This window comes from Massilia sp. 01N417, assembly GCF_056399645.1.
This window is the reverse complement of sequence record NZ_JBFTRS010000017.1, coordinates 15,548-41,618: the sequence shown is the minus strand read 5'-3', so window position 1 is coordinate 41,618 and position 26,071 is coordinate 15,548. Positions and strand designations below refer to the sequence as shown.

General features: G+C 66.6%; 27 protein-coding genes and 1 pseudogene. 21 read left to right on the top strand and 7 right to left on the bottom strand.

Annotated elements, in window-relative coordinates; all coding sequences use genetic code 11:
• The first annotated feature begins 20 nt into the window (after window positions 1–20).
• The 18 genes from AC1DOQ_RS17940 to AC1DOQ_RS17855 all read left to right on the top strand — a co-directional run bounded on the left by AC1DOQ_RS17940 (window position 21) and on the right by AC1DOQ_RS17855 (window position 16,088).
• A complete protein-coding gene (locus AC1DOQ_RS17940) occupies window positions 21–674 on the top strand; it encodes an NADH-quinone oxidoreductase subunit J (protein WP_477367149.1) in 654 nt (217 codons plus the stop codon).
• Window positions 671–979, top strand: a complete 309-nt coding sequence (gene nuoK / locus AC1DOQ_RS17935) for an NADH-quinone oxidoreductase subunit NuoK (RefSeq protein WP_036168632.1) — start codon at window positions 671–673, stop codon at window positions 977–979. The genes AC1DOQ_RS17940 and nuoK overlap by 4 nt, the downstream gene beginning before the upstream one ends.
• 50 nt (window positions 980–1,029) lie before the next feature.
• On the top strand, window positions 1,030–3,150 hold the full coding sequence (gene nuoL / locus AC1DOQ_RS17930; RefSeq protein ID WP_477367146.1) for an NADH-quinone oxidoreductase subunit L: 2,121 nt from the start codon (window positions 1,030–1,032) through the stop codon (window positions 3,148–3,150).
• 17 nt (window positions 3,151–3,167) lie between these two features.
• The gene (locus AC1DOQ_RS17925) at window positions 3,168–4,673 is read left to right on the top strand and encodes an NADH-quinone oxidoreductase subunit M (RefSeq protein WP_477367143.1); all 1,506 of its coding nucleotides are present in this window, start codon (window positions 3,168–3,170) and stop codon (window positions 4,671–4,673) included.
• A 27-nt stretch (window positions 4,674–4,700) separates the two neighbouring features.
• Entirely contained in the window at window positions 4,701–6,206 is a 1,506-nt protein-coding gene (gene nuoN / locus AC1DOQ_RS17920; protein WP_477367140.1) for an NADH-quinone oxidoreductase subunit NuoN, read from the top strand.
• A gap of 6 nt (window positions 6,207–6,212) precedes the next feature.
• Complete coding sequence (locus AC1DOQ_RS17915; RefSeq protein ID WP_477367137.1) at window positions 6,213–6,533, top strand: DUF2818 family protein; 321 nt, start codon at window positions 6,213–6,215, stop codon at window positions 6,531–6,533.
• A gap of 60 nt (window positions 6,534–6,593) precedes the next feature.
• Window positions 6,594–7,151 (top strand): NUDIX domain-containing protein, encoded by a 558-nt coding sequence (locus AC1DOQ_RS17910; protein ID WP_477367134.1) that lies wholly within the window; start codon window positions 6,594–6,596, stop codon window positions 7,149–7,151.
• A 1-nt stretch (window position 7,152) separates the two neighbouring features.
• A complete protein-coding gene (locus AC1DOQ_RS17905) occupies window positions 7,153–7,893 on the top strand; it encodes a hypothetical protein (protein ID WP_477367131.1) in 741 nt (246 codons plus the stop codon).
• Window positions 7,894–8,598, top strand: a complete 705-nt coding sequence (gene ispD / locus AC1DOQ_RS17900) for a 2-C-methyl-D-erythritol 4-phosphate cytidylyltransferase (RefSeq protein WP_477367128.1) — start codon at window positions 7,894–7,896, stop codon at window positions 8,596–8,598. It abuts the gene before it with no gap.
• A gap of 5 nt (window positions 8,599–8,603) precedes the next feature.
• Entirely contained in the window at window positions 8,604–9,110 is a 507-nt protein-coding gene (gene ispF / locus AC1DOQ_RS17895) for a 2-C-methyl-D-erythritol 2,4-cyclodiphosphate synthase (RefSeq protein WP_477367125.1), read from the top strand.
• A gap of 105 nt (window positions 9,111–9,215) precedes the next feature.
• Window positions 9,216–10,454, top strand: a complete 1,239-nt coding sequence (locus AC1DOQ_RS17890; RefSeq protein ID WP_477367122.1) for an MFS transporter — start codon at window positions 9,216–9,218, stop codon at window positions 10,452–10,454.
• 1 nt (window position 10,455) lies between these two features.
• Window positions 10,456–10,764 carry a hypothetical protein gene (locus AC1DOQ_RS17885; protein WP_477367119.1) on the top strand — a complete coding sequence of 103 codons (309 nt, stop codon included), beginning with the start codon at window positions 10,456–10,458 and terminating at the stop codon, window positions 10,762–10,764.
• A 97-nt stretch (window positions 10,765–10,861) separates the two neighbouring features.
• The gene (locus AC1DOQ_RS17880; RefSeq protein ID WP_477367116.1) at window positions 10,862–11,269 is read left to right on the top strand and encodes a tellurite resistance TerB family protein; all 408 of its coding nucleotides are present in this window, start codon (window positions 10,862–10,864) and stop codon (window positions 11,267–11,269) included.
• An 87-nt stretch (window positions 11,270–11,356) separates the two neighbouring features.
• Window positions 11,357–13,405, top strand: a complete 2,049-nt coding sequence (locus AC1DOQ_RS17875; protein WP_477367113.1) for an NHL repeat-containing protein — start codon at window positions 11,357–11,359, stop codon at window positions 13,403–13,405.
• Between the two features lie 81 nt (window positions 13,406–13,486).
• A complete protein-coding gene (locus AC1DOQ_RS17870) occupies window positions 13,487–14,041 on the top strand; it encodes an NADPH-dependent FMN reductase (protein ID WP_477367110.1) in 555 nt (184 codons plus the stop codon).
• A complete protein-coding gene (locus tag AC1DOQ_RS17865; protein ID WP_477367107.1) occupies window positions 14,031–14,465 on the top strand; it encodes a VOC family protein in 435 nt (144 codons plus the stop codon). The genes AC1DOQ_RS17870 and AC1DOQ_RS17865 overlap by 11 nt, the downstream gene beginning before the upstream one ends.
• An 83-nt stretch (window positions 14,466–14,548) precedes the next feature.
• Entirely contained in the window at window positions 14,549–15,388 is an 840-nt protein-coding gene (locus tag AC1DOQ_RS17860; RefSeq protein ID WP_477367419.1) for an ion transporter, read from the top strand.
• 106 nt (window positions 15,389–15,494) lie between these two features.
• A complete protein-coding gene (locus AC1DOQ_RS17855) occupies window positions 15,495–16,088 on the top strand; it encodes a phasin family protein (RefSeq protein WP_477367105.1) in 594 nt (197 codons plus the stop codon).
• A 6-nt stretch (window positions 16,089–16,094) separates the two neighbouring features.
• On the opposite strand, the gene AC1DOQ_RS17850 is transcribed toward AC1DOQ_RS17855, so the two are convergent.
• The 5 genes from AC1DOQ_RS17850 to ribA all read right to left on the bottom strand — a co-directional run bounded on the left by AC1DOQ_RS17850 (window position 16,095) and on the right by ribA (window position 21,090).
• Window positions 16,095–16,829, bottom strand: coding sequence for a LytR/AlgR family response regulator transcription factor (locus AC1DOQ_RS17850; protein WP_477367102.1), 735 nt, complete (start codon window positions 16,827–16,829; stop codon window positions 16,095–16,097).
• A gap of 7 nt (window positions 16,830–16,836) precedes the next feature.
• The gene (locus AC1DOQ_RS17845) at window positions 16,837–17,892 is read right to left on the bottom strand and encodes a sensor histidine kinase (protein WP_477367099.1); all 1,056 of its coding nucleotides are present in this window, start codon (window positions 17,890–17,892) and stop codon (window positions 16,837–16,839) included.
• 52 nt (window positions 17,893–17,944) lie between these two features.
• Complete coding sequence (locus tag AC1DOQ_RS17840; RefSeq protein ID WP_477367096.1) at window positions 17,945–18,913, bottom strand: FHA domain-containing protein; 969 nt, start codon at window positions 18,911–18,913, stop codon at window positions 17,945–17,947.
• Complete coding sequence (locus AC1DOQ_RS17835) at window positions 18,910–20,343, bottom strand: S1 family peptidase (RefSeq protein WP_477367093.1); 1,434 nt, start codon at window positions 20,341–20,343, stop codon at window positions 18,910–18,912. Before AC1DOQ_RS17835 ends, AC1DOQ_RS17840 begins: the two co-directional genes overlap by 4 nt.
• Window positions 20,344–20,442: 99 nt before the next feature.
• Window positions 20,443–21,090: a GTP cyclohydrolase II gene (gene ribA, locus AC1DOQ_RS17830; RefSeq protein ID WP_477367091.1), complete on the bottom strand. Its 648-nt coding sequence runs from the start codon at window positions 21,088–21,090 to the stop codon at window positions 20,443–20,445.
• A 204-nt stretch (window positions 21,091–21,294) separates the two neighbouring features.
• Between ribA and AC1DOQ_RS17825 the strand changes: the two genes are divergently transcribed.
• Both AC1DOQ_RS17825 and AC1DOQ_RS17820 read left to right on the top strand, forming a co-directional pair.
• The gene (locus tag AC1DOQ_RS17825; RefSeq protein ID WP_477367088.1) at window positions 21,295–23,586 is read left to right on the top strand and encodes a sensor histidine kinase; all 2,292 of its coding nucleotides are present in this window, start codon (window positions 21,295–21,297) and stop codon (window positions 23,584–23,586) included.
• Between the two features lie 118 nt (window positions 23,587–23,704).
• Window positions 23,705–24,280 carry a putative glycolipid-binding domain-containing protein gene (locus AC1DOQ_RS17820; RefSeq protein ID WP_477367085.1) on the top strand — a complete coding sequence of 192 codons (576 nt, stop codon included), beginning with the start codon at window positions 23,705–23,707 and terminating at the stop codon, window positions 24,278–24,280.
• Here AC1DOQ_RS17820 and AC1DOQ_RS17815 read toward each other — a convergent pair.
• Window positions 24,245–24,676, bottom strand: coding sequence for an NUDIX hydrolase (locus AC1DOQ_RS17815; protein ID WP_477367083.1), 432 nt, complete (start codon window positions 24,674–24,676; stop codon window positions 24,245–24,247). The two genes, AC1DOQ_RS17820 and AC1DOQ_RS17815, sit on opposite strands and share 36 nt — an antisense overlap.
• Before the next feature lie 57 nt (window positions 24,677–24,733).
• A complete protein-coding gene (locus tag AC1DOQ_RS17810; RefSeq protein WP_477367080.1) occupies window positions 24,734–25,399 on the bottom strand; it encodes a sigma-70 family RNA polymerase sigma factor in 666 nt (221 codons plus the stop codon).
• Window positions 25,400–25,560: 161 nt separating this feature from the next.
• Here AC1DOQ_RS17810 and AC1DOQ_RS17805 point away from each other — a divergent pair.
• Window positions 25,561–26,070: pseudogene (locus AC1DOQ_RS17805) on the top strand (ATP-dependent Clp protease proteolytic subunit); the annotation flags it as partial.
• Window position 26,071: the final 1 nt, after the last annotated feature.

Below are 26,071 nucleotides of genomic sequence, written 5' to 3'. Positions count from 1 at the left end.
AGAGGGCTCCTGCGTAAGTCATGGAATTCACAACTGTTCTTTTCTACGTGTTCTCGGCGATCATGGTCATCGCCGGGCTGCGCGTCATTACCGCCAAGAACCCGGTTCACGCCGCGCTGTTCCTGGTGCTCGCGTTCTTCAACGCTGCCGGCATCTGGATGCTGCTGAAGGCCGAGTTCCTGGCCATCGTGCTGGTGCTGGTCTACGTCGGCGCCGTCATGGTGCTGTTCCTGTTCGTCGTCATGATGCTCGACATTAACGTCGACCGCATGCGCGAAGGCTTCTGGGGCTACCTGCCCCTGGCCTCGGGCATCGGCGCGCTGGTCGTGCTGGAGATGGCCGCCGTCCTGTGGCGCGGCTTCCTGGGCACCTCGGAAGCGCCGCTCGAGTCCGCCGTCGGCCACATCGGCGGCACCAAGGAATTGGGCAAGCTGATCTATACCCAGTACATCTACGGTTTCGAGATCGCCGGCCTGATCCTGCTGGTCGCGATCATCGCCGCCGTGGCGCTGACCCTGCGCAAGCGCAAGGACACCAAGGCCATCGACCCGGCCCTGGCCGTCAGCGTCAAGCGTAACGACCGTCTGCGCATCGTCAAGATGCAGACGGTGAACCAGAAGGCGATCGATGCAGCCGCAGTGGCCGCCGCAGAAGCCAAGAAGGAGGCTCCATGACTCTGTCGCTCGCTCACTACCTGATCCTGGGCGCGATCCTGTTCGCGATCTCGGTGGTCGGTATTTTCCTGAACCGTAAGAACATCATCATCCTGCTGATGGCCATCGAACTGATGCTGCTGGCAGTGAACCTGAACTTCGTCGCCTTCTCGCATTATCTGGGAGACGCGGCAGGCCAGATCTTCGTGTTCTTCATCCTGACTGTCGCGGCCGCCGAATCGGCGATCGGCCTGGCGATCCTGGTGGTCCTGTTCCGTAACCTGGACACGATCAACGTGGAAGACCTCGACAGCCTGAAGGGCTAAGCGGTTTGGTCTGTGAACTCCTCGATAAACAAGACATAAGGCTATAGAAAATGACGGGGCCAATTAACCCTAACCTCTTGCTGGCGGTGCCACTCGCACCGCTCGCGGGCTCGGCGATCGCCGGCCTGCTCGGCACCAAGTTCTTCGGGAACGTGGTCGGTCGCAAGGTGTCGCATACCGCGACCATCGCCGGCGTGTTCATCGCCATGGTCATCTCGATCATGACCCTGATGGACGTCCTCGGCGGCGCGACCTTCAACGGCGACGTCTACACCTGGATGACCATCGGCAGCATGAAGATGACGGTCGGTTTCCAGATCGACGCGCTGTCGGCAATGATGATGTGCGTGGTGACCTCGGTGTCGCTGATGGTCCACATCTACACGATCGGCTACATGGCCGAGGACGAAGGCTACAACCGCTTCTTCTCGTACATCTCGCTGTTCACCTTCTCGATGCTGATGCTGGTCATGTCGAACAACTTCCTGCAGCTGTTCTTCGGCTGGGAAGCGGTGGGCCTGGTCTCGTATCTGCTGATCGGCTTCTGGTACACCCGTCCGACCGCCATCTTCGCGAACATGAAGGCCTTCCTGGTCAACCGCGTCGGTGACTTCGGCTTCATCCTCGGCATCGGCCTGCTGCTGGCCGCCACCGGCACGATGAACTACGGCGAAACCTTCGCCAAGGCCCACGACCTGGCCGGCATGACCGTGCCCGGCCTCGGCTGGCCGCTGCTGACCGCCGCCTGCATCTGCCTGTTCATCGGCGCGATGGGCAAGTCGGCGCAGTTCCCGCTGCACGTCTGGCTGCCGGACTCGATGGAAGGCCCGACCCCGATCTCGGCGCTGATCCACGCCGCCACCATGGTTACCGCCGGTATCTTCATGGTGTCGCGCATGTCGCCGCTGTTCGAGCTGTCGGACACTGCGCTGTCCTTCATCATCGTCATCGGTTCGATCACCGCGCTGTTCATGGGCTTCCTGGGCATCATCCAGAACGACATCAAGCGCGTCGTTGCGTATTCCACGCTTTCCCAGCTGGGCTACATGACCGTCGCGCTGGGCGTGTCGGCCTATAACGTGGCCGTGTTCCACCTGATGACCCACGCCTTCTTCAAGGCCCTGCTGTTCCTCGGCGCCGGTTCGGTCATCATCGGCATGCACCACGACCAGGACATGCGCAACATGGGCGGCCTGCGCAAGTACATGCCGATCACCTGGATCACTTCGCTGCTCGGTTCGCTGGCCCTGATCGGTACCCCGTTCTTCGCCGGTTTCTATTCGAAGGACTCGATCATCGAGGCCGTGCACGAGTCCCACCTGTGGGGTTCGGGCTTCGCCTACTTCGCGGTCATCGCCGGCGTGTTCATCACCGCCTTCTACTCCTTCCGCATGTACTTCCTGGTGTTCCACGGCGAAGAACGTTTCGGCAAGGCCCATGCGCATGACCACCACGACGACCATGCCCACCACGCCGACAACCACAGTGCGGAAGGCAAGGATCCGACCGCGCTGCACGAAGCCACCGCCCACCACGAGGAAGAAGAGGAAGACGATCACGGCCACCACGGCCTGGCCCCGGGCCAGAAGCCGCACGAGTCGCCGCTGGTGGTGACCCTGCCGCTGATCCTGCTGGCGATCCCGTCGGTCATCATCGGTTTCTTCGCGATCAAGCCGATGCTGTACGGCGGCTTCTTCGACAAGGTCATCACGATCAACGCCGAGCGTCACCCGGCGATGGAAAAGCTGGCCGAAGAATTCCACGGCCCGCTGCAGATGGCCCTGCACGGCTTCACCTCGCTGCCGTTCTGGCTGGCGCTGGCCGGCGTGGTTGCCGCCTACTACTGCTACATGATCAATCCGCGCGTGCCGGCCTGGTTCTACGACAAACTGCGCCCGATCCACACCCTGCTGGACAACAAGTACTACATGGACAAGTTCAACGAGGTGGTGTTCGCCGGTGGCGCCCGCGGCGTGGGCAAGGCCCTGTGGCAGGTGGGTGACCGCGTGCTGATCGACGGCCTGGTCGTCAACGGTTCCGCCAAGCTGGTGGGCTGGTTCTCGACCGTCGTCCGCACGTTCCAGACCGGTTATATCTACCACTACGCGTTCGTGATGATCCTGGGCGTGCTGGGTACGCTGCTGTACTTCTTCCCGTTCTGGCGCGCTTAAACAGAGAGAAAAACAAGATGCAGTCCACGATTTCCACATTTCCTCCGTACCTGAGCCTGTCGGTCTGGCTACCGATCATCTTCGGCATGATCGTGCTGGCCGTCGGCCGTGACAGCAAGGCGGGCTTCACCCGCGTGCTGTCGCTGATCGGCGCGGTGGTCAGCTTCCTGCCGACCATCCCGCTGATGTCGAGCTTCAGCAATACCGCCCACGGTCCCCAGTTCGTCGAGAAGGCGGCCTGGATCGCGCGCTTCAACATCCAGTACTACCTGGGCATCGACGGCCTGAGCCTCTGGTTCGTGCCGCTGACCGCCTTCATCACCATCATCGTCGTCATCTCCGCATGGCAGGTGATCGAGGAACGCGTGGCCCAGTACATGGGTTCCTTCCTGATGCTGTCGGGCCTGATGATCGGCGTGTTCGTCTCGCTGGACGGCCTGCTGTTCTACTTCTTCTTCGAAGCCACCCTGATCCCGATGTACATCATCATCGGCGTGTTCGGCGGCCCGAACCGGGTGTACGCGGCATTCAAGTTCTTCCTGTACACCTTCTTCGGTTCGCTGCTGACCCTGATCGCGATCATCTACCTGTACAACAAGTCGGGCGGTTCGTTCGACATCCTGGCATGGCACCAGTTGCCGCTGGACATGAAGGAACAGGTCCTGATCTTCCTGGCCTTCCTGATGGCCTTCGCCGTCAAGGTGCCGATGTTCCCGGTCCACACCTGGCTGCCGGACGCCCACGTGGAAGCCCCGACCGGCGGTTCCGTGGTGCTGGCCGCGATCATGCTGAAGCTGGGCGGCTACGGCTTCCTGCGATTCTCGCTGCCGATCGCACCGGACGCCTCGCACTACCTGGCCCCGCTGATCATCGTGCTGTCGCTGACCGCCGTGATCTACATCGGCCTGGTCGCCATGGTCCAGAAGGACATGAAGAAGCTGGTCGCTTACTCGTCGATCGCCCACATGGGCTTCGTCACCCTCGGCTTCTTCATCTTCAACGAGATCGGCGTGCAGGGCGGTATCGTGCAGATGATCTCGCACGGCTTCGTGTCGGGCGCCATGTTCCTGTGCATCGGCGTGCTGTACGACCGCATGCACTCGCGTGAAATCGCCGACTACGGCGGCGTCGTGAACCGCATGCCGAAGTTCGCCGCCTTCTCGGTCCTGTTCGCGATGGCCAACTGCGGCCTGCCGGCGACCTCGGGCTTCGTGGGCGAATTCATGGTCATCCTGGGCGCCGTCCAGTTCAACTTCTGGACCGGCCTGCTGGCCGCCACCGCCCTGATCCTGGGCGCAGCCTACTCGCTGTGGATGGTCAAGCGCGTCGTGTTCGGCAAGATCGGCAACAAGCACGTGGCCGAACTGACCGACCTGAACGGCCGTGAGTTCTTCATGCTGGGCGTGCTGGCGATCCTGACCATCTACATGGGCCTGTATCCGGCACCGTTCACCGATTCGCTGCAAGTGTCGGTGGCCGACCTGCTGCAGCACGTGTCGGTCAGCAAGCTGCCGATGCATTGAGCAGGAAATTACAACGATATGAATCCGATGATTAACAACACTGTATCGGTGGCGTCCATCAACATGGCGCCGCTCGCCGCGGAAATCTTCCTGGTGATTGCCGCCTGTGCGATCCTCCTGATCGACATGTTCCTGAAGGAAGGGAAGCGCAACCTGACCTACATCCTGTCGCTGCTCACCCTGGTGGGCTGCGCGGCGATCACCTGGACCGACTTCAGCGCCGGCACCACGACCTACACCTTCTTCAACATGTTCGTGTCGGATCCGATGGCGAACCTGCTGAAGCTGTTCACCTACCTGGCCGTCGGCATCACCCTGGTGTACTCGCGCCAGTACACCGGCGACCGCGGCATGATGTCCGGTAACATGGGCGGCGAGTTCTACGTGCTCGCGCTGTTCACCATGCTGGGCCAGATGATCATGATCTCCGGTAATAACATGCTGCCGATCTACCTTGGCCTGGAAATGATGTCGCTGTCGCTGTACGCCCTGGTGGCGCTGCGCCGCGATCACGCGACCTCGACCGAAGCCGCGATGAAGTACTTCATCCTGGGTTCGCTGGCCTCGGGCTTCATGCTCTACGGTATCTCGATGGTCTACGGTGCCACCGGTTCGCTGGACATCACCACCATCGCCAAGCTGACCGCCGCCGGCGCCGCCAACCACACCATCCTGGTGTTCGGCCTGGTCTTCATCGTTGCCGGCATGGCCTTCAAGCTGGGCGCCGTTCCCTTCCACATGTGGGTGCCGGACGTCTACCAGGGCTCGCCGACCGCCGTGACCCTGCTGCTGGGCGCCGCGCCGAAGCTGGCTTCGTTCGCGATGATGATCCGCATCCTGGTCGAAGGCCTGCTGCCGATGGCGGTCGACTGGCAGCAGATGCTGCTGGTGCTGGCCGTGCTGTCGCTGGCCGTGGGTAACCTGACCGCGATCGCGCAGTCGAACATCAAGCGTATGCTGGCCTACTCGACCATCGCCCAGCTCGGCTTCGTGCTGCTGGCCATGATGGCCGGTGTCAACAACGGCAGCGCCGCCAACGCGGCCCCGGCCTACAGCGCCGCCATGTACTACAGCATCACCTACGTGCTGACCACCCTCGGCACTTTCGGCCTGGTGATGATGCTGGCGCGTTCGGGCTTCGAAGCGGAAGAAATCGCCGACTTCAAGGGCCTGGCCAAGCGCAGCCCGTGGTACGCGGTCATCATGACCCTGCTGATGTTCTCGCTGGCCGGCGTGCCGCCGATGATGGGCTTCATGGCCAAGTGGGCAGTCCTGCAGTCGGTCGTGGCCAACGGCCAGTACTGGCTGGCGATCGTCGCCGTGCTGTTCTCGCTGATCGGCGCCTTCTACTACCTGCGCGTCGTCAAGACCATCTGGTTCGACGAGGTGGTGGACGCTTCGCCGATCTCGACCCCGCTCGACATGCGCGTGGCCCTGTCGCTGAACGGCGTGCTGGTGGTGCTGCTGGGCGTGATGCCGAACGGCCTGCTGAGCGCCTGCCTCAACGCCATGACCCAGACCCTGGGTTCGTAAGCGCCTGTGGACCTGTCCCTGGCAACCTGGTTGGTGATCGCGGTCGCGATCGCGTTCGCCAACCTGCCTTTCCTGAACGAGAGCGTGTTCGGCTTCATTCCCATGAAGCCCGCGCAGGGCAGGGCGCACACGAAATTCTTCGTCGTGCGCCTTCTCGAGTTGTTTGTCTTATACTTCGTCGTCGGCGGACTCGCCCATGTGCTGGAATCCCGGATCGGCAATACCTTTCCGCAAACCTGGGAATTCTATGCAATCTCGGGCTGCATGTTCGTCGTGCTGGCCTTCCCCGGTTTCGTCGCCCGTTACCTGCGCAAGCGCCGCAGCTGAGCACCCGCGTCCATGGCGCCGGTGCTTGCCGACCAATCAAGCATCACCGGAGCATCAACCATGGATTCCCACCTGAGAGAAACCCGCATCGATGGCGAGCTCGCCTACGATGGCCACTTCCTCAAAGTCTCCCGCGACCGCATCAGGCTGCCCGACGGTTCTGAAAGCAAGCGCGAGTTCATCCGCCATCCCGGCGCCGTCGTGATCCTGCCGCTGCTGGCCGACGGCCGCGTGCTGCTGGAGCGCCAGTACCGCTACCCGAACGACCGCGTCTTCATCGAATTCCCGGCCGGGAAGATCGACCCGGGCGAAGAAGCGCTGGCGTGCGCCAAGCGCGAGCTCGAAGAAGAGACCGGCTACACGGCCACCGAGTGGAACTTCGTCTGCACCATCCACAACGCGATCGCCTATTCGGACGAGCATCTCGAGATCTTCCTGGCGCGCGGCCTGACCGAGGGCACGGCCAAGCTGGACGAGGGTGAATTCATCGAACTCTTCACCGCCACCATTCCCGAGCTGCTGGAAATGGTGCGCAAGGGCGAGATCACGGACGTGAAAACCATCATCGGTACCTTCTGGCTGGAGAAATACGCCGCCGGCACCTGGACACCTACCTGAGATGGCGAGACTGGCGCCGTGCCTGCCGCTGTGCCTGCCGTTGCTCATCCTGTTCGCGGCCGGTGACGCGGCGGCGCGCACGCCTTTCGAGGCGCGCTGCGAAGCCCGGCAACTGGGGCTGGACAGCGAAGTGCGGCGCCCCGGCGTCAGCGTCGAGGCCCACGACGACGGCTACCGGGTCGACAGCAGCCTGTCCTACCGCAGCCTCACCCGGATCAAGCCGGAACGCGTGGGCGACTACGTGCTGGGCCTGACCCGCGCCGAGTCGCGGGTCGCGATCAGCGTCGAAGGCGCCATCGTCAGCGACCCGGACACCGGCGAGGAATGCCTGCTGCCCCAGGTCGGCGTGAGCCTGTCCTACCTGCCGATCGTGATCTACGTGGGCAGCGAGTTCGCCCCGGGCACTTGTGCATATCGCGAGATACTTGCGCACGAAATGCGTCATCTCAAGGCCTACGTCGATTACCTGCCGAAAGTGGAAGGCAGGGTACGCGAAACGCTCGGGCGGCGTTTCGACGGCCGTCCCGTGTATGCCTTGCACGGCCAGGCCCTGGCCCGCGTGCAGGCTGAACTGGACGGGCGCTGGATGCCTTTCATCAAGCGCGAGATGGGCAAGGCCAGGGCGCTGCAGGCAGGCATCGACAGCCCGCGCGAGTACGCGCGTCTCAGCAAAGTTTGCCAAGGTGAGGTACAGTCTCTTATTGGATCGACAAGACGATCGCCTTCATCAACAAGCTCATAAATGACTCAAGCACCACGTTACTTTGCCTTAATTCCCGCCGCGGGCGTCGGCGCCCGCATGGGCGCGGGCAACCCCAAGCAGTACATCAAGATCGGCGGCAAGCCGATGCTGCGGCATACCCTCGACGCCTTCCTGTCGAGCGACCTGATCGCCCATACCTTCGTCGTGGTGAGCCCGGACGACCCGTATATCGATGCGGTTGCCCCGAGCCATGGCGTGACCGTCCTGCGCTGCGGTGGCGCGAGCCGCATGGAGTCGGTGCGCAACGGCCTGGCCGTGCTGGCCAACACCCTGGCGCCGACCGACTGGGTGCTGGTGCATGACGCCGCCCGCCCGGGCCTGACCGCCGAGCTGATCGAGAAGCTGATCACGAGTACCGGCGAGCACCCGGTCGGCGGCCTGCTGGGCCTGCCGGTGGTCGACACGGTCAAGCGCTGCATCGACGGCGAAGCCTGCGGCACCATCCCGCGCAACGGCCTGTGGCTGGCCCAGACCCCGCAGATGTTCCGCTTCCAGCTGCTGCGCGAGGCGCTGGCCGCCGCTGCCGATCCAAATACGATTACCGATGACGCCAGTGCGGTTGAAGCGCTGGGATTGACCCCCAAGTTGGTCGAAGGGCATCCCCGCAACCTGAAAGTGACGCTGCCGGACGATATCCGGATTGCCGAGCTGTACCTGGCAGTGTCCCAACCTGAACTCGTGTGAACACCATGGCTCTTGCATCGTATAACCCAACTCCGCCGTTCCGTATCGGGACCGGCTATGACTGCCACGCCCTGGTCGAGGGCCGCAAGCTGATCGTCGGCGGCGTCACCATCCCGCACCGGCTCGGCCTGCTGGGCCATTCGGATGCCGACGTGCTGCTGCACGCGATCATCGATTCCCTGCTGGGCGCCGCCGCCCTCGGCGACATCGGCAAGCACTTCCCGGACACCGATCCGATGTTCGCCGGCGCCGATTCGCGCACCCTGCTGCGCGAAGTGGCCTCGCGCGTGCTCGCCACCGGCTACACCATCGGCAACATCGACGCCACCATCATCGCCCAGCAACCGAAAATGGCGCCGCACATCCCGCAGATGGTCTCGCGCATTGCAGAGGACCTGGGCGTGTCGCCGCAGCAGGTCAACATCAAGGCCAAGACCAACGAGAAGCTCGGATTCCTGGGGCGGGAAGAGGGGATGGCGGCGCAGGCTACGGCTTTGCTGGTCAAGATGTGATCGTCGTGCCGGGCATTGCCCGGCATGACATTTCCAGGGCATCCTCTGCAGCTTCCATCGCATCATGCGACACTGTCGAATCCAAACGACAACAAGGGAGCCGAGATGACCAGCCAGACCCCGATGACGCCGCGCGCCGCGTGGCTGCTCATCCTGTCCGCCAGTGCGATCCTGATGATCACGATGGCGGCGCGCCTGACCACCGGTCTCTTCCTTTCCCCGATCAACACCTCCACCGGCCTTGGCGTCGCCTCGATCAGCCTGGCGATGGCGGTCGGCCAGTTCATGTGGGGCGCTTCGCAGCCGATCTTCGGCGCCGTGGCCGACAAATGGGGCCCGGCGCGCGTGATCGTGCTGGGCGGCGTGATGCTGGCCGCGGGCCTGGCCGCCACGCCCTTCGTGTCCTCGGAGTGGGGACTGATGCTGACCCTGGGCGTGCTGTCGGCGGCCGGGGCGGGGGCCGGCAGTTTCTCGATCCTGATCGGCGCCACCGCCCAGCGCCTGCCGCCCGAGCGCCGGCCCTTCGCCGCCGGCTTCATCAATGCGGGCGGCTCCTTCGGCCAGTTCGTGTTCTCGCCGCTGGTGCAGCTCGTGATCCAGGCCAGCGGCTGGGTGGTGGCGATGATCTCGCTGGCCGCCACCACCTTGCTGACCATTCCGCTGGCCGCCCTCGTGCGCGGGCGCGCGCCGGCACCGGGCGCAAAAGCCGGCGCCGCCGTCGACGAGACCTCGCTGGGCCGCCAGGTGCGCGAAGCCATGCGCGACAAGAGCTATCTCTGCCTGCACGCCGGCTTCTTCACCTGCGGCTTCCACATCGCCTTCCTGGTCACCCACCTGCCGGGCGAGGTCGCGCTGTGCGGCCTGCCGGCCGGCGTGTCCGCCACCGCACTGGGTCTGATCGGCCTGTTCAACATCGCCGGTTCGCTGGTCGCCGGGGCGCTGGGCCAGCGCTACCGCATGAAGTGGCTGCTGGCCGCGATCTATGGCGGGCGCGCCGTCATCATCGGCCTCTACCTGCTGGCGCCGAAGACTGCGCTGACCTTCTACATCTTCGCGGCGGCGCTCGGCTTCTCGTGGCTGGCGACGGTGCCGCCGACGGCCGGCCTGGTCGGCAAGCTGTTCGGCATGCGCTACCTGTCCACCCTGTTCGGCCTGACCCTGCTGTCGCACCAGATCGGCGGCTTCTTCGGTGCCTGGCTGGGCGGACTGGCCTTCGTCGAGTTCGGCGATTACTCCTGGATGTGGTACGCCGACATCCTGCTGGCGCTGGCCGCCGCCCTCGTCAACCTGCCGATCCGCGAGGCGGCCGTGCATAGCGTCGCCGCGGCCGCGGCGAAGGCCTGAGATGGCGCGCGATCCCTGGGCCTACCGCGAGGTCGCGGTCGAATCGGCGATGGACCCGCGCACCGGGGCGCTGCACATCCGGCCGATGGCGGGGCAGGCCTACGCGACCTCGACGCGGGTGCATTGCTCGCGCGCGCTGCGCGACCCCGAGCTCTACCCGGTCGGGACCCGCTTCCTGATCCGCGCCAAGCTGACCGACCGCATGGGCGGCGCGCCTTACCTGTACGCCCATCATGGCGATGCGGTCAAGGTGCTGACCACGCGCGAAACCGAGTCCTTCCTTGACGAATATCGGCGCCGGCGGATTTGACTTCGAAAAAACCTGAATATACATCAATATTTCTTCGGTTTTAGTTTTGGCGATAAGGCGTTAGTCTGATGGCTCCATTATTTGAGGAGTCTCAACCATGCGTTCCTATCCCACCGACAGTCCGAAGGCGATTTCCAGGCTGCTGGCCCTGACCATGATCGTCGACGGCCACATGGCGCCCTCGGAACTGAAGGCCATGCACCGCTCGGGCATCCTGCAGCAGGTGGGAATCGCCGAAGACGATTTCGACGGCGTGGTGCGCGAGCTTTGCGAAGACCTGCTCGCGACCGCCGCCCGGCGCTGCAGCGAAGAGGTCGAGATCGACGTCCACCTGCTCGACGCCCTGCTGGGCGAACTCCAGGATACGGCCCTGCGGATGTCGGTCATGAAGGCCATGCTCGACATCGTCCATGCGGACAGCGTGCTGGATACCCGGGAGACCTTGCTGATCGAGCGCGCTTTCAAGATGTGGTCGGTGCCGCAGCGGCAGGCGCGTGCCGCCTGAATCGCCCTGGGTGACATTCCTTGAGTTTTGCCGCCACCTCGCGCTGATATGCTCGGGGATTCGGAACAAACTCATCGAGGAGTCCCCATGCTGCGTCTGCATACCCGTTCGGCGCTGTTCGCGCTCACGCTTGCCCTGACGGCCTGCGGCGGCGGTGGCGGTGGCGGCAGCGGCAGCGGCAGCCCCGCGCCGGGTCCCGCCCCGGTCCAGGCGGCCAGGGGCCTGAGCCTGCTGGCCGGCGCGACGGGCGGCCCGGGCAACCTCGACGGCACGGATGGACGCTTCCAGAATCCCAACATCATTGCCATGGGTCCTGCCGGCCTGTTGTATGTTGCCGACAGCCGGGCGCTGCGGACCGTGGACATCGCTACCGGCGCGGTCGCGACCCTCAAGGGACAATCCTTGCCGCAGGACGTGGTCGCGATGGTATTCGACGGCGCGGGCAATCGCTACGAGCTGAGCGAGACGGCCGTCTACAAGACCACCCCGGCGGGGGAGCGCAGCCTGCTGGCCGGCTCGCTCCTGCCGGGTTACGCCGACGGCAGCGGCGCGAATGCACGCTTCGGGCGAGCGGCCGGCATGGCGATCGACGGCGCCGGCAACCTGGTCGTTGCCGATACCGGCAACACCACCTTGCGCAAGGTCACGCCCGCCGGCGTCGTGACGACCCTGGCCGGCACCCCGGGGACCAGTGACGACATGGCCGACGGCAGCGGGGCGGCGGCCCATTTCAGGGGACCGTCGAAGGTCGCGGTCGACCGCGCAGGCAACATCCATGTGCTCGACATCGGGCGCTTGCGGAAGGTGTCGCCGGCCGGCGAGGTGACGACGCCGGATGTCAGGGCCGCCGGCCAGTCCGCTCCCGCGTATTTCATCGAGGCCGGCGGCATCGCCGCCGACGCCGCCGGCAACGTCTACGTGGCCGACAGAAGCGGCGGCTGCAGCATCCGCCGCGTCGGCACGGACGGCGCCGTGACCGACTTCGCCGGCAAGACGGGCAGCTTCGGCAGCAGCGACGGCAAGGGCGATACGGCGCGCTTCTGCATGGCTCCCCAGGGGATCCTGAGCAACCTGGTGGCCGATGGCGCCGGCAACCTGTACGTCGGCGATACCAGCTACGCCTACGCCGGCGGGAAGGTCGGCAACCAGACGATCCGCCGCATTACGCCGGCAGCGGAGGTCAGCACCCTGGCCGGTCGCGCCGCCAACATCGCCAATGTCGACGGCGAAGGCGGGGCTGCGCGCTTCGGTCTGGCTTCCGTGCTGATCCCGCCGCCGCGCGGTTTCCATGAGCCTGCCTACGAACTCGTGGCCGATGCCCAGGGCAATGTCTTCGTGGGAGAGAGCGACCGCATCCGCAAGGTGAGCCGCACGGGCAGCGTCAGCACCCTGCCGCAACCGCAGGGTGCCGTCGAGGGGACCGTGTACTACGGCGCCGGCCTGGCCGTCGACGGCAGCAGGCTGGCCGTGTCGAACGGCGTCGTCAGCCGCATCGACGCCGGCGGCGTCGCGCATCTCCTCGCCGGGCAGGCTGGCGGCTCGAAGACCCTGGTCGACGGGCTTGGCGCCAGTGCCACCTTCTTCGCGCCGAACAAGCTGATCATGGACGGCCTGGGCAATGTCTACCTCGAAGACCAGGTCTACCACAACCCCGCCACCGAAGCGCTGGGTCCACAGGTCGTGCAGCGCAGGATCGGCGCGGAGGGCAGCGTCGTCACTCTCCCCGAGGGCGTCTACGCGGGCAGGGCGTGGTATGCCGACAAGGACGGCAACGTCTGGGTCGCCAGGGCCGGCGGCGCCGTGAGCCGGATCGGCAGGGACGGCAAGCCGACGCTGGTGCGCGCCGCGCCGGCCGGCAGCGTCGCCAGGACGCCCACGGCGATCACCGTCGACCGCGCCGGCAACCTGTATGTGGCCGAAGCCTTCGGCGGCGCGGCCGGCAACCAGAGCACGCCGTACATCGTGAGCCGGATCACGCCCGCCGGCGCCGAAAGCGTCGTCGCCGGCAGCACGGAATGGTCCGGAGTCCGGCTCGGCATGCCGGGCAGCCTCGGTCCGGTGGATGCGCTTGCGGCGGACGCCGATGGTACCGTCTACGTGATGAGCGAGAACGCGGTGCTGCGCCTGGCGCCCTGAACCGGGGAACGTGCCGTGCGGATGCAAAAGTCCTTACACTCGTGTACCGTATAGCATCGTTCATCCGCACAAAGGAACCCCATGGCAACGCGAAAGATCGCAGTACTGGTAGGCAGCCTGCGCAAGGAATCGTTCACCCGCAAGCTCGCCAAGAGCCTGATGCTGGCGGCCCCGCCCACGCTGGAGCTGGAGATCGTCGACATCTCCCAGCTTCCGATGTACAACCAGGATGACGAGACCGAGGCGCCGCCGCCGGCCTGGACCGAGTTCCGCGACCGCATCCGCGAGGCCGACGGCGTGCTGTTCTGTACGCCCGAGTACAACCGCTCGCTGCCCGCGGTGCTGAAGAATGCCATCGACGTCGGCTCGCGCCCCTATGGCAAGGCGGCCTGGAACGGCAAGCCCTGCGCCGTGGTCAGCAATTCGCCAGGAGCGATGGGCGGCTTCGGCGCCAACCACGCCTTGCGCCAGTCCCTGGTGTTCCTCAACATGCCCTGCATGCAGCAGCCGGAGGCCTATATCGGCGGCATCGGCAACAAGTTCGACGGCGACAAGCTCACCGACGAATCGCTGCACGGCTTCCTGCAGCAGTTCATGGAATGCTTCGCCACCTGGGTCGAGCGCCATGCCGACTGACATGGAGACGAAGGGCCCGATCGCGATCCGCGAGATCGACCACGTGGTGCTGCGCGTGGTCGACCTGGCGCGCGTGCAGCGCTTCTACGGCGAGGTGCTCGGCTGTCGCGAAGTGCGGCGCCAGATTGATATCGGCCTGGTGCAGCTGCGCGCCGGCAGCGCCATGCTGGACCTGGTCCCGGTGGACGGCAAACTGGGCCGCATGGGCGGCGCCGCGCCGGGGCGCGAAGGGCGCAACGTCGACCACATCTGCTTCCGCGTCGAGCCCTTCGACGAAGCCGCGATCCGCGCCCACCTGGCGGCGCACGGGGTCGAGGCCGGCCCCGTCGAATCGCGCTTCGGCGCCGAAGGCGAAGGGCCTTCGATCTACCTGCACGACCCGGAAGGGAACATGATCGAGCTGAAGGGGCCGCCCTCAAAGTGACGCCGGAACAGCGCGCCGACAAGCCCTACGTCTCGCAGGTTCCGGATTCCTACGGCAAGCCGCCGTCCGGCCTGCGGCGGCGCATGTTCGACGTCATCTTCGAGGCCGACACCGCCGCCGGGCGCCGCTTCGACATTGCGCTGGTGTTCGCGATCATGCTCAGCATCCTGGCCGTGGTGCTGGACAGCGTGCCGGGCCTGCACCGCGAGTACGGCCACAGCCTGAACCTGGTCGAGTGGGCCTTCACCCTGCTGTTCAGCGTCGAGTACCTGGCGCGCCTCGTCTGCGTGCAGCGGCCCTGGCGCTATGCGGCCGGGTTCTACGGCGTGATCGACCTGCTGGCCGTGCTGCCGACCTATTTCTCGCTGCTGCTGCCGGGCAGCAATCTCTTCCTCGACATCCGCATCCTGCGCCTGCTGCGTGTCTTCCGCATCTTCAAGCTGACGCTCTACATCGAGGAGTACACGCGCCTGGGCGAGGCGCTGTCCGCCAGCCGCCGCAAGATCCTGGTCTTCCTGTCGGTGGTGCTGATGGCGATCCTGATCCTCGGCACCGTCATGTACGTGGTCGAGGGGCCGAAGAACGGCTACACCAGCATTCCGGTGGCGATGTACTGGGCCACCGTGACCATGACCACGGTCGGCTACGGCGACATCACACCGCATACCCAGCTGGGCAAGGCGATCGCTTCCTTCATGATGCTGCTGGGCTGGGGCATCCTGGCGGTGCCGACCGGCATCGTGACGGCCGAGATCTCGGCGCGCCGCGGCGACCGCAGGATGGGGCCGGCGCGCCTGCTGGCGACGCGCACATGCGAGGCCTGCGGCAGCAGCGGCCACGAAGCGGGCGCCCGTTTCTGCAAAGATTGCGGCAAGGAGTTGCCGGCTTCCAAGCCCCAGGCCGGGCCGGGCTCGTCCTCCTGAATTCAAGTCCGGCACGTTTAGTTCAAATCAAACGCGGATGCCGCCGCGTCTTTAGTCTTCTAGCTTCAGACTTTTCAAACCACTCAACCTGAAAGCGAGGCAAGGCATGTATCCATTTCCGCAAACCGTCGCCCCGGCAGTGAAAACCCACGTCGACGCCCAGACCGCATTCCTGAACGATATGTCGAAGTCGCTGTTCCGCTCCTTCCAGCAGATGTGCGACCTGAACATCCAGCTGATGCAGACCATGATCGAGGAAACCACGCTGGCCGGCAAGCATATGCTCAGCGCCGACCGCCAGACCGAGCTGCTGAGCGCCGCCACATCGCGCGCCCAGCCGACCAGCGACAAGCTGCGCGCCTACCAGCAGCACATTACCCGCCTGGCGGCCGACGCCCAGGTCGAACTGGCACGGGTAACCGAGCAGCACGTCCAGAATACCACCCGTACCGCGCGCGCCCTGGCCGACGAGGTGGCGCGCGACGCCACCGAGCAGACCGAGCGCGGCCTGCGCGCCCAGCAGGAAACCGTGCGCCAGTTCTCCGATCCCTTCACGCACGTGGGCAACGGCGCCGCTTCCTCATCCCAGGCCGGCGCCGGCGGCCAGGGCGGGCCGGGCAATGCCCCGGGTAGCCAGCAGCATGTCCAGCCCGGCGCCCAGGGCGGCAGCCAGACCCAGCGCGGCGCAACGACGCACTGAGCGGGATTAGCCCCCGGTGCAGGCCCCAGTCACCGCGCCCAGCCTTTCCATCACGGCGGCGCGGTACTGGCGGCTGCAGGGCACGCGGGCGCCGCCGCGCAGCACCAGTTCGCAATCTCCCTTGTCGAGCGGAACCACCCGCTCGATCCACGCCAGCTGAACGGCGGCGCGCCGGTGGCAGCGCAGGAAGGCCGGCTCCAGCCGTTCGGCCAGGCCGGCCAGGGTCTGGCGCAGCAGCGGGCTGCCGGACGGCGTGTGCAGCGCCACGTAGTTGTCCGCACTTTCGATCCAGCCGATCTCGGCCACCGGTACCACGCGCGTGGCGCCGCGCTCCGATACCAGTAGTTGTTGCAAGGGCAGGGCCGGCAAGGCCTGGGCCCTTGGCGCGGCGATGCGTTCCCGCAGGCGCCGTACGGCGCGCGCCAGGCGGGCCGCATCGTAGGGCTTGAGCAGGTAGTCGATGGCGCCGGCGTCGAAGGCGCGCAGCGCATACTCGTCGTAGGCGGTCACGAAGACGATGGCCGGTGCCGGTTCCGGCAGCGAGGCTGCCAGTTCGATGCCGGACAGCTCGGGCATGGCGATGTCGAGGAACAGGGCATCCGGTTTGAAGGCCTCGATGCGTCCCAGGGCGTCGAAGCCGTCCGGCGCTTCCTCGATCGCGGCAATGCCCGCTTCCTGGGCCAGCAGGCGGCGCAGCTTGTCGCGCGCCGGCTTTTCGTCGTCGACGATCAGGATGCGCATGCGAACCTCAGCATGGCACCCTCAGCTCGGCGCGTACCCCGCCGCCGTCGCGGGCGGCCAGGTCCAGCGAAGCGCGCGTGCCGTACAGCGCTGCCAGCCGGGCCCGCAGGTTGGACAGGCCGATGCCGCCGCCCGCCGCGGCAGGCGCGCCGAGGCGGCCGTCGTCGTCCACCCGCAGCACCAGCGCATCCTGCTCGCGCTGGGCCGAGACCTCGATGCGGGTCAGGCCGCGGCGCTTTTCGACCGTGTGCTTGAACACGTTTTCCAGCAGCGGCTGCAGGCTCATCACCGGCAGCGGCTGGGCCAGCAGGGCATCGTCGATGCGCCAGCCGATCTCGACCCGGCCGGCAAAGCGCTCCGCCATCACGCCGGCATAGCTCTGTGCGATCGCCAGCTCGGCCCGCAGCGGCGCCTCGTGCGCCTCGCCGAGGGCGAGGGTGGCGCGCAGCATCTCCGCCAGTTGCTGGAGGGTGGCGTCGGCCTTGTCGACGTCAACGTGCATCAGCGACGACACCGTATTCAGCGCATTGAACAGGAAGTGGGGCTGCATCTGCTGGGCCAGGCGCTGCAGCTGGGCCTGCTGCTGGAGGGCGATCGCCCGCTGCGCGCGCAGCTCGGCTTCGACCAGGGCCAGGTAGGACTTGATGCCGAAGCGTACCGCCGTGAACAGGCCGGCGAAGATCGAGATCTTCATCGACTCGTAGACGAACAGGCGCGGCCACGGATCATGGTAGTAGGTGTCGCCCATCAGCGCGTACACGGCGTGGCGGATGCCGAAGGCGAAGGGCGTGAAGACGATCCACCACACCGGCAGCCATAGCGCCTGGCGCGCGAACCAGCGCCCGGGACTGCCGAGCAGCTCGTCGTCGCGGCGGCTGAAGCGCAGCTGCAGGAGTATCAGGACGGTCGCCACCAGTGCGGACGAACCTTCCCACAACACCGGCTTCCACAGCTCGGGGCTGTGTTCGTTGCGCTGGAAGTCCTGGACGGCCACCAGCACCATCAGGACCCAGAACAGGGTCCAGGCCAGGACGAAGACGAGATTGCGGCGAGGAATCAGCATGCCGAAATCATCTGCCATCCTTGCCTGATTGTCAAAATCCAGGATACTGGAATTAATTTTCCAGTTCGTCTTCTCCCGGCTTGCGTCCGCGGCTGCGGTCGAGCGGCGCCTTCATGCCTTCGACCTCGCGCATGAATTCGTCGATGCCGTGGTCGCGGCTGACCCGCAGCCCGGGCGGCATCAGCACCGCCATGTAGAGCTCGTCCGACAGGCGTCCGGTGCGCTGCAGGTTGTAGGTCAGGATCAGGCCGGAGCCCAGCACCGCCAGGCCGGCGGCGATCCAGCGGTAGCGCAGCCGGTTCTGCGGATTGACGGTGCACAGGTGGAAATAGAGCATGCCGGCCACCAGCAAGGTCGCCGCGTGCGAGGCATAGCGGGTGAAGAACTCGGCCGAGAAGGCATAGGCGGCGCTGGCGAACAGCATCGCCAGCAGGCTCAGCGCGGTCAGCCCGCAGCCGAACACGAACAGGTGGCGGCCCAGGCGCGCATGGCGCCCGAACAGGCGGTTGGCGAAGGCCCACATGCCGGCCCACAGCAGGGCCGCGCCGACGCCCCATGCCAGCGCCTCGAAATAGCGCGCGAATTCGAAGTATTGGGTGTCGCTGAGCCAGCGCGCGAACAGGGCGCAGGCGCCGGCCAGCAGGATGCCGGCGCTGCCGGGCAGCGCGCCCTCCCAGCGGTGGAAGGTGCGATCCTCGAGTTCCGGTGCCACCGGAAAACTCGCCGCCCGCACCCGCAGCGAGGTATGGCCGATGCGCACCACGGTATCCTCGGACAGCACCACCTCCTGCAGCCGCTTGCCGCGATGGTTCAGGCCGTTCCTGCTGCCGAGGTCGCGCAGCACCAGGCGCCCGGCATCGTCCAGTTCGATGCGCGCGTGGCTGGCGGCCACGTAGTCGTCGTCGAGAATCAGCTCGTTATCGTAGCCGCGGCCGATCCGGATCGGCAGCGCGTCCACGCAGTGGCGCTGCAGCACGTCGCCGTTGCGCGCCAGGGTTTCGATATACCAGGGGCCGCTCATCGCGCCGGCTTCCGCGGCTGGGTCCGTCCCAGCGAGGACAGGAAGGCGCGGGTGGCGCGCATGCCGTTCTCGTAGGAGACGCCGGCCAGGTCGAGGCGGCTCTGCAGGCTGGCCTGGCCGTCGTCGGTGCTGGCGGTGAGCAGGGTGAAGTTGTACAGCCCGGCGAACTTGCGGTAGGCGCGCACGCAGGTGACGGCGCGCAGCGGTAGGCTGGCCGTGTGCACGAACTGCTCGGTGCAGGACGGGCGGGTCAGGCGCACGTCGCGCGAGGCGCCGATGCGGTCGACCCGGAAGCGGGTGCTGGCCAGCGCCGCGAACTGCAGCGGATGCATGCCGGCCGAACGCAGGTAGAGGTGGGACATCGACACATGCCCGGTCTGCTGGGAATCGGAGACGTAGACCGCCACCTCCATCGCGCAGCTGACGGAATCGCCGCTGAATTCGGCTTCGAGGCGGAAGTTGGTGCGCCCCCAGCAGCGCAGCTGCTGCGATTCGCGCACCGGCACGTGGTAGGGGCCCATGGTCTTGATCGACAGCGGCTCGGCCAGCAGGCGGTCGATCATCTCGCGCTGGTGGGCCAGCAGCTGCTGGGCGATCAGCGGATTGAAGTCTTTCGGCGGGTGCGGCTGCGCGGCGACCTTGCGCAGCAGCTCCTGGGCGAAGCGCACCGGCACCAGGAAGCTGACCGACTCGCCGTCGCGGCGCTTCGAGACGTTGATCCCGGCCACGGTGCCGGACGCCGTCACGCTGGGGCCGCCGCTCATGCCGGAGTTGATCGGCCCCGTGAAGATCAGCTGGTCGTAGAAGCTGCGCGTGACCACGCCGTTGTAGGCGCCCTCCGAGATCGCGAAGCCGAGGTCGAGGGGATTCCCCAGCGAGTACAGATACTGGCCCTGGGTCAGCCTGACCGGATGATCGGGCACCTGGAAGAAGCCGGTGCCGTCGCGGTTCACGCGCACCACCGCCAGGTCGTGCAGCACGTCGACCGCCAGCAGCTCGACCGGGCCGGTCTTGCCGTCGGTATCGACGTACTCGCCGATATAGACGTCGGGGTCGAGCGCCATCTGCGACACCACGTGGTAATTCGTCAGCACCAGCCTTCCGGTGCCGACCAGGAAGCCCGAGCCGACCGAGGACTGGCTGCGGCCGTTCTTCAGCAGCATGCGGATCTGCAGCAGGTCGGACTTGGCGGCCGAGTACAGGTCCTGGGCGGCGGTGGAGGGCGGCGGCAGGGCCGCGGTTTCGTCGGTTTCGCCGGGAAGGGGCGCGGGCGGCGTGGTGGCGGGCGGCGTGGCGGGAGGGATCACCAGCGGCGGTTGCGGCGCCTGCTTGGCGGCGGCGCCCGTCGAAGCGCTCTTCTGCGCAACGGGCGCGGCGCCGGCAATGGCGCAGAGCAGGCACAAGAGGGTGACAAGCGGGAGCGGGCGCATTCCATTCGTCGCTGGCAAGATGACTGGAGTTCATCTTGCCAGAAGATGGGGGCGGCTAGCGCTAGCTAGCCGCCGTTCCCGCGAAGGCGGGAACGACGTTTACAGTTCGCCGTCGAGAACCGGCTCGGCCGCCGGCGTCATCATATGCCCCAGCTTCGCCTGCTTGGTATTCAGGTAGCTGTTATTGAAGGCATTACGGTTCACCAGCAGCGGCACGCGTTCGGCGACGTCGAAGCCGAGCTTGGTCAGGGCGTCGATCTTGCGCGGGTTGTTGGTCATCAGGCGCACCGCCTCGATGCCGAAGTGGGCCAGCATCGGCTGCACCAGTTCGTAGTTGCGGGCGTCGGCGTGGAAGCCCAGCTGCAGGTTGGCTTCGACCGTGTCGGCGCCGGCTTCCTGCAGGCGGTAGGCGCGGATCTTGTTCACCAGGCCGATGCCGCGGCCTTCCTGGCGCAGGTAGAGCAGGATGCCGCGGCCTTCGGCGGCGATCTTCTTCAGCGCGCCTTCGAGCTGGGCGCCGCAATCGCAGCGTTGCGAGAACATCACGTCGCCGGTCAGGCACTCCGAGTGGATGCGCATCAGCGGCGCTTCACTCGTGGACAGGTCGCCCAGCGTCATCGCCAGGTGTTCCTTGCCGGTGGCATGCTCGACGAAGGCGTGCAGCGTGAACTGCGCCCACGGCGTCGGCAGGGTGCACGACGTGACGTAGTCGACGAGGTTGGACGAAGCGGCGGCGTTGTCTTGCATGGCTGGTTCCTGAAGCGATAACGATTGATGCGATCAACCTAAGGTTTAGCAAAAATAAACCTGCGGTTTATTCGCAACTAAACCTGAAGTTTAGCGGAAATCCGACATGGCCGTGTGGCGCCGGATGTTTACCCACGTTCACATTGTGTCCGTAGGGCATCATCGTGTGCTACGCTGGCGGCGGCCTTTTCCCCGATGATCCCGATGCCGTCCTCACGCTCCTTTCCCCGCAATCTGCTGCCGCGCCGCCTGGGCGCCTGGCTGGCGCTCGCCTTCACCCTGCTGACCGTGGCCCTGTCGGTGCTGCTCGTCACCGTCATCGAACGCAGGAATACCGAACAGGTCAAGTCCAACATCGGCCACAGCCTGGCCGAGCTGGCGCTGCAGACCTCCGACAAGCTCGAGCGCGGCATGTACGAACGCTATCGCGAAGTGCACCTGCTGGCGCAGCGCCGCGGCCTGCGCCCGGAGACCCCCTTGACGCGGCGCCGCGAGACCCTGAACCAGCTCCAGGACAGCTACGGCTACTACAGCTGGATCGGCGTGGCCGGCATGGACGGCAAGGTACAGGTGGCGGCCAGGGGCCTGCTGGAGGGGGCGGACGTATCGAAGCGTCCGTGGTTCGCCAACGCCCTGGAGGGCGTGCACGCCGGCGACGTGCACGAGGCCGTGCTGCTGGCCAAGTTCCTGCCGCAGCAGCAGGAACCCTGGCGCTTCGTCGACGTCGCCTTTCCGGTGCGGGACGATGCCGGCCGCGCCGAGGGCGTGCTGGGCGTGCACCTGTCCTGGCAATGGGCGCGCGACGTCGAGCGCTCGGTGATCGCGCCGATCGCCGCGCGGCGCCAGGTCGAGGCACTGATCGTCGACGCCAAGGGCGTGGTCCTGCTCGGTCCCGAGGGCTGGCAGGGCAAGACCCTGTCGCTGGACAGCCTGCGGTCGGCGCAGCTTCAGAAGGAGGACGGCTACCTGGTCGAGAAGTGGCCGGACGGCGTTTCCTACCTGGTCGGCTTCGCGCGCGGCCACGGCTATGCCGAATATCCCGGCCTCGGCTGGACCGTGCTGGTGCGCCAGAACGTCGACGACGCCTACGCGCCGGTACGCCGCCTGAGCGAATACGGCCTGACCGCCGGCATCCTGCTGGCGGGCCTGTGCTCGATGGCCGGCGTGCTGGTGGCGCGCCGCATCACCCGCCCGCTGGACGAGCTGGCGCGTTCGGCGCGCGGCATCCGCGAGGGCGAACCCGTGACCATCAGTCCGGGCCGCGGCGGCTACGAGGAAGTCGAGACCCTGTCCGGCACCCTGAACGCGCTGGTGGCCGACCTGGTCCGGCGGCGGGGCGAGCTGGAAGACTTGAACGCCACCCTCGAACTGCGGGTCGAGCAGCGCACCCGCGAGCTGGAACAGGCCCTGAGCACGGTGCGCGCCAGCCAGCAGCGCATCGTCAACATCATCGAGACCGCCCAGGACGCCTTCATCAGCGTCGACCTCGACGGCCGCATCACCGACTGGAACTCGGCCGCCAGGGACATGCTGGGCTGGACCCGCCAGGAAGCCGTCGGCCGGATGCTGGCCGAGCTGGCGATCCCGGAGCGCCATCGGTCCAGCGCGCAGCGGGCCCTCCAGCATTTCCGCGAGACCGGCGAGCTCGCGCTGCTCGGCCACCGCGTCGAGCGCAACCTGGTGCGGCGCGACGGCGCCGAGATCACGGCCGAGATGACGGTCGGCCTGGTCGGCACCGGCGAGGGCGTGTTCTTCAGCGTGTTCCTGCACGACGTCTCGGAGCGCAAGCAGGTCGAGCGCATGAAGAACGAGTTCATCTCCACCGTCTCGCACGAGCTGCGCACGCCGCTGACCGCGATCAGCGCCTCGCTGTCGCTGCTGAAGGACGGCATGGCGGGCGAGCTGCCGGCGGATGCGCAAGGCCTGGTCGGCGTCGCCTGCGCCAGCTCCGAGCGCCTGGTGCGCCTGATCGGCGACGTGCTCGACATCCAGAAGATGGAAGCGGGGCAGATGGACTACCGCTTCGAGGCGCAGCCGGTGGCGCCGGTAGTCGAGGGCGCGGTGGCGGCGATGGACAGCTTCGCTTCCCAGGCCGGGGTGCGGCTGGCCGTCGAGGCGGCCGGCGATGCGCAGGGCCTGCGCGCGGAGGTCGACCGCGACCGCCTCACCCAGGTGCTGACCAATCTGCTGTCCAACGCGATCAAGTTTTCCGCGCCGGGCGGCGAAGTGCTGACCCGCCTGGAGCGCGCCGGCGGGATGCTGAAGATCGCCGTGATCGACCATGGGGCCGGCATTCCGGCAGCCTTCCGCGAGCGCATCTTCCTGCGCTTCGCCCAGGCCGATTCGGCCGACTCGCGCCAGAAGGGCGGCACCGGGCTGGGGCTGAACATCTGCAAGACCATCGTCGAGGAGCACGGCGGGCGCATCCGCTTCGAGAGCGTGGAAGGCGAGGGGACCAGTTTCTTCCTGGAGCTGCCGGCTTTAACGACGGCTTAAGTGTCCGCGCCATGCGTTCGTGCTAAGTTGTCATCGGTCCCCTTCTTGAACGAGTCCGACACGATGATCCTCGACAGCCTTTTACAGGCAGGTGGCGAAGTCGCACTGACCGTCGCCTATGCGCTCGCCTGAGCCGCCCCGGGTAGTCCGCTGGAAGGCCGTCGAGGGCGACGGCCTCGAACACCTGCTGCTGCGCGTGGACGACGCCGGCGTGCGCGCGGAAGGGATGATCATCGGTGAGCGCTTCGGCGAGCCCTACGCCGTCCGCTACGAGATCCTCTGCGATGCCGGCTGGCGCGTGCGCCGGCTGGGCGTGGAAAGCCTCGGCGGCGGGCGGCTGGTGTTGCTGGGCGACGGGCAGGGCCGCTGGACCGACGGCGCCGGCCAGCCGGTCGAAGCGCTCGACGGCGCCATCGACGTCGACCTGACCGCCAGCTGCTTCACCAATACCTTGCCCCTGCGCCGCCTCGGCGGCGCGCTCGCTCGGCGCACGCTGATCGAGGTGGCGTACGTGCATATTCCCGAGATGGCGTGCACGCGGGCGCGGCAGGCCTATACCCGCATCGCGCCGGGCCGCGTCCTGTACGAAGGGATCGGCAGCGACTTCCAGGCCGGACTGGACGTGGACGAGGACGATCTCGTGCTGCGCTATCCCGGACTATTCGACCGTATCGAGGCCCGGGCGCTCGGCTAGCCTTTGCCGGTACAGGGGCAGCACGTGATCGCGGGTCAGCGGGGCGAGTTCGCGCGCCGTCGCGGAATCGGCATCGACCCAGACCGCCTCCTCGATCTCGGCCGCGGGCACGACAGCCGCGTCCACCAGGATTTCATACAGCTCGCAGCAGACCTCGAAGCCCGGCTCATTCGCGGCCGGCGCGCTGAAACGTCCGAGAAAGCGCGCCCGTGCGATATCGGCATCGATATCCAGTTCCTCCTTCAATTCCCTGCCGAGCGCGTCTTCGGGACGCTCGCCCGCTTCGATCTTCCCGCCGGGCTGCATGAAGGCGCCGGTGCCGCGCTTGCGCACCAATAGCGTTTTTCCTTCGGCGTTCAGGAGCAGGGCGGCGGCGATATGGATACGTGCGGTCATGGCATTGTCGGCGGATGAAAGCGGGCGCCCATTGTAATGGACGCCGCGGTCGGGGACTCAGGCGGCCAGCGCCCGCGCATAGGAGGCATCGTTGGCCGGCGCCTCGCGCACCGACACCGGCTGCTCCGCCGCCAGCAGGCTCGCCATCGCCGGCAGGTCCCGGCCGTTGATCGCGGCCTGGAAGCGGCGCACCAGTTCACGGCACAGCTTTTCGTCCGGCGCTACCCCGTCCTCGATGCGGCGCAGGCGCTTGCGCGCGCGGGCCAGGTACTGGCGGGCGTTCACCGCCGTCGTGCCGAGCGCCGCCGCGATGTCCGCATGTTCGCAGTCGAAGGCTTCGCGCAGCACCAGCGCCAGGCGCTCGGGCGGCGTCAGGCAGGCCAGCAGGCGGGCCAGCGCGCCGGCCAGTTCGGCATCCCGCAGCAAGCCGTCTTCCGGCAGCGCGACGGGCGCCGCGGGGATGAGTTGCATCGCGGCGTGCGCCGCCACCTCGTCCCGGGCGCGCCTGCGCAGGCGGTCGATCGACTGGTGCTGCACGACGGTGGTCAGCCAGGCCGCCGGCGTCGCCAGGCTTGCACGCTCGGCGCCATGCCATTTCAGGAAGCAGTCCTGCACGACGTCCTCGGCCTCGGCTTCGCTGCCGACGATGCGGCGGCTGATCGCCGTCAGGCGCGGGCGCAACTGTTCAAAGAGGCGGACGTCGGTATCGGTAGGGCAGGGCATGGCGGGTCTCCTGTCGCGGTGCTGGTGCTGCCTGACGCCTGGCGCCGCCCGGATGTGACAGGGAGGCGGCATATTTTTATTGCCGTCACGCGGCGCCCTCGGCAGGCGTCAGGCGGACAGTGAATCGAGCCTCGATTCCATTCTGGCGCGAAAGGACCGTCATGGCTGCACATTTTCCACAGGGACTCGGGCTGGTGCCCACCGTCGTCGAACAGACCGGGCGCGGCGAACGGGCCTTCGACATCTATTCCTGCCTGCTGAAGGAGCGCGTGATCTTCCTGGTCGGCGAGGTGACCGAGCAGTCGGCCAACCTGATCGTCGCCCAGTTGCTGTTCCTGGAATCGGACAATCCCGACAAGGATATCTCGCTCTACATCAATTCGCCGGGCGGCTCGGTGTACGCCGGCATGGCGGTCTACGACACGATGCAGTTCGTCAAGCCGGACGTGTCGACCCTGTGCACGGGCTTCGCCGCCAGCATGGCTTCCTTCCTGCTCGCGGCCAGCGCCACCGGCAAGCGCTATGCCTTGCCGAACGCCCGCATCATGATCCACCAGCCGCATGGCGGCTCCCAGGGCATGGCGACCGACATCGAGATCCAGGCGCGCGAGATACTGTACCAGCGCCACCGCCTCAACAGCATCCTGGCCGAACGCACCGGCCAGCCGCTAT